3 protein-coding genes and 1 pseudogene are annotated in these 3,260 nt (G+C 66.8%); 1 reads left to right on the top strand and 3 read right to left on the bottom strand.

The features are described from left to right. Positions 1-150: 150 nt before the first annotated feature. The 3 genes and pseudogenes from H7290_RS07690 to H7290_RS07680 form a co-directional block, all read right to left on the bottom strand. Positions 151-1,033: pseudogene (locus H7290_RS07690) on the bottom strand (IS5 family transposase). A 32-nt stretch (positions 1,034-1,065) separates the two neighbouring features. Next, the gene (locus H7290_RS07685) at positions 1,066-1,314 is read right to left on the bottom strand and encodes a hypothetical protein (RefSeq protein WP_290513437.1); all 249 of its coding nucleotides are present in this window, start codon (positions 1,312-1,314) and stop codon (positions 1,066-1,068) included. A 180-nt stretch (positions 1,315-1,494) separates the two neighbouring features. Further along, the gene (locus H7290_RS07680) at positions 1,495-1,815 is read right to left on the bottom strand and encodes a metallophosphoesterase (RefSeq protein WP_290513436.1); all 321 of its coding nucleotides are present in this window, start codon (positions 1,813-1,815) and stop codon (positions 1,495-1,497) included. Positions 1,816-2,226: 411 nt separating this feature from the next. On the opposite strand from H7290_RS07680, the gene H7290_RS07675 reads away from it, so the two are divergent. Further along, positions 2,227-3,260, top strand: a 1,034-nt coding sequence (locus tag H7290_RS07675; protein ID WP_290513435.1) for a hypothetical protein, incomplete at its 3' end; no start/stop codon positions are given.

Here is a 3,260-nt window from a genome sequence, read left to right as displayed (position 1 = left end):
CGCTGGGGGAGACCTTCGGCGCCTCGACCCCGGGCTCGGGCATCATGCGCGGCACGTCGTTGGCTCCGGACTTCCCCGAGCTGGCGCTGGAGTGTGCCTGCTCCGCGACCTACGTGAGTGAGCCCGGCCGCGACGGCTAGGGCGTGTCTCCTAAGTTTTGAGCCAGAGGGTGATGGCTCTCAGGACGACGCCTCCTCGGTAGGTGAGGGCGTGTTTGTCGTAGCGGGTTGCGATGCCGCGCCATTGCTTGTGGTCGCTGAAGGATCTCTCGACGGTGTTGCGGCTGCGGTAGACGGCGGCGTCGAACGCTGGTGGTCTGCCACCGGACTGGCCGCGGCGTCGTCGGTGGCCCTTTTGGTCAGCCGGTTCGCTGATCACGGCCCGGATGCTGCGGGAACGGAGAATTGCCCGGTTTCCCCGTGAGGAATATGCCTTGTCGCCCAGAACCCGGTCGGGTCTGGTGCGTGGTCGGCCCGGTCCGACACGGGCGACCGACAACTGTTGCATCAGGGGTGCGAACATGGGCGAGTCGCCGCCCTGGCCCGGTCCGAGCAGGATCACCAAGGGTCGACATCGGCCGTCGACGAGCTGGTGGATCTTCGTCGACAGGCCGCCACGGGACCTGCCGATCGCGTGGTCAGGTGGCTCGATCCGCAGATTCTTGTAACTCGATTCTGCCCCCTGTGGTGCGAGCCAGCGACGTGGCGTGCTGATGTGCACGGTTGATCGTCGAGTCCACACTGACGTCCCAGATGATGTCGCCGGCCGCGTCGGCCTCGGTCACCAGTTTGGCGTGGATCCGGTCCCAGGTGCCATCGGTGCTAAACCTGTGGTGCCGCTTCCAGACCGTCTGCCACGGCCCGAAATTGGAGGGCAAATCACGCCACGCGATCCCCGTCCGGAACCGGTAAATGATGCCCTCAACGACTTGGCGGTGATCACGGAACGGACGAGACTTCACGCCATCCGAGCACGGCATCAACGGCTCAATCCGGGACCACTGGGAATCGGTCAAAACAGTCATCCGTGACATGACTCCACAAAACCAGCCAGAACACGCTCCACTTAGGAGACACGCCCTAGTTCGGTGAGGTCGAGCGAGGGCAGGTCGAGGATGACGGCGTTGCCGACCTTGCCGTTCATGTCGAGGACCTCGCAGCGGACGTGCTCGCGCAGGACGTGGGTGACGCGTTGGTGCCGGTGGCCGCTGAACACGATCCGAGGGTGGACGCGGTCCACGGCGCGCCGCAGCAGGTGACGGCTGATGGACGCCTCGCGTTCGATCCATGCGTCGAGGACCAGCTGACTTCGCACGGGTACGCCATGGGGGACTGCGTGGGTCACGAGCACGTCGACGGGGTCCGAGCCGAGGGCGTCGATGTCGTCGGGTTGGACCTCCTCGACGTCACTCCAGATGCTGTGGTCCTCGATGCGGTGGTGCCGGTCGACGGAATAGACGCCGCCGAGGGCCGCGAAGCGGGTACCCGACCAGGTCTACCGGTGGGCCCGGGGCGCCGACCATGCCCCGCGGAGCACCTCGACGAAGCCTGACTCGTCGGGCTCGTAGTCACCACGCAGGGCGGCGTGGTTGCCGTCGACGAAGTAGAACCCGAGGCCGGTCTTGGCCAGCTCCTCGACCAGCGGCAGGTCGAAGGTCTTGGGGGTGACCCGCGGCCACAAGATGCCCAGGTCCCCGACGTGCAGGACTGTGTCGCAGCCGTGCACCTGCGCGGCGTGGATCGCGGCACGCATCCGCGGGGTGTCGCCGTGCCAGTCGCCGGCGACCAGTATGCGGCGCGGGTCGGGGTCGGCCATGGAGTCCTCCGCGGTAGGTGATCGAGCTGTGAGGCGTCGCACACGGCTCCGACATTTCGATTCCATCACGCAGGCCTGCCCGTTGTCGGCGTCGTGGGATCCGGCGGTGAGCGAGGGCAGCCATCGGATCGTGCTTGTGACTCTCCAGGAGAAGGGGCGGGCTACATTTTCTCCCGGCGGCTTAGAGATCGCGAACTGGCAGACGTCAGACTCGTATAGCGCCGCCGGGCCCAGTTGTCTGGGTCCGCTCACCCTCGCCGGCCCGCAACCACCTGACAGAGACGCCCGATCAATCGCGACATGTCGTCTAGTCACAACGGGTCATTTTCATTTCGCGATCGGACCTACAGAATCTGCCAAGTCATGTTCAATCGGTTTGAGCCGTAGGCGATGCGTTCCTAGGGAGAGATGATGCAGTCAGGATCCGAGAGAATGGTGCTCGACGCGCCATCCGCTCGGCCTACTCATACATGGATCCGGACGACCAGTATCGCCACCGCGATGGCGATGGCGAGCCTGTTCCTGACGTTCATCAGTCCGACGGCGGCGCAAGGCGCCAATGCCACGGTCCAAGAGTCCGTCAGCACCAGCCCGAACCGACCCGCGACCCTGACCGTCGCGTTGCGCGGCGAGGCCCCGGTGTCGAGTCCAGTTGATCGCCGGCGGGCGAAGCAGCGGTTGGCGCATCTTCTCGCCGCCCAGCAGAGCAAGCAGCAGCTTCAGCAGCTTCAGCAGCTTCCGGCGGCCCAGGCGCAGCCCGGATCCTCAGCACTCGGGCAGGCGCAGCTGGAGCGCGCGCAACAACAGCTGCTGCGACAGCAGCAGGTGAAGCAGCTCACCGCGGTCCAGAACGCCCGGCAGCGCGCGATGGCCGCCCAGGCCGATGCGCAGCGTCGGCTGCAGGAAGCACTGCAGGCGTTGGCCCGGGCACTGTCCACCAGCAGCTGCAAGACCATCCCCGGCGCCAACGGCCAGGCGGCGACGATCTCCTGCCCGCTGGATACATCCACCGGCGGAACCGGAACCGGAACCGGGACAGGTACGGGAACCGGAGCGGGAACCGGAGCGGGAACCGGAGCGGGAACCGGGACCGGAGCGGGAACCGGGACCGGAGCGGGAACCGGGACAGGGACGGGGACAGGGACGGGGACAGGAGCCGGCAGCCAAGCCCTTGGTGCGTCGTCCGGCCCACAGACCGCGATCACCGACCCGGAGCTGCTCCAGGGTCAGCTCGATCAAGCTCTGTCTCAAGCCGAGGCCGAGTGGCAGGCCGTCGGTGCCGACACCTCTGGGATCAGCGCCACGGTTGGCGACCTGGGTGGACTGACCCTTGGCGCCACCAGCGGCAAGAGCGTCGTCATCGACCAGAACGGCGCTGGCTGGGGCTGGGACTCCAACCACGGCGGAGACCCGGGCGACGCGCACATGAGCCTGATCACCGTGGT

The organism is Aeromicrobium sp., from assembly GCF_014378035.1.
Classification (GTDB): domain Bacteria; phylum Actinomycetota; class Actinomycetes; order Propionibacteriales; family Nocardioidaceae; genus Aeromicrobium.
The sequence above is the reverse complement of the archived record's forward strand: the minus strand, read 5'-3'. Positions and strand labels throughout refer to the sequence as shown.

Bases quoted from the DNA above. Each gene is read 5' to 3' on its own strand.
- H7290_RS07680 (WP_290513436.1), bottom strand. From the start codon at position 1,815: ATGGCCGACCCCGACCCGCGCCGCATACTGGTCGCCGGCGACTGGCAC.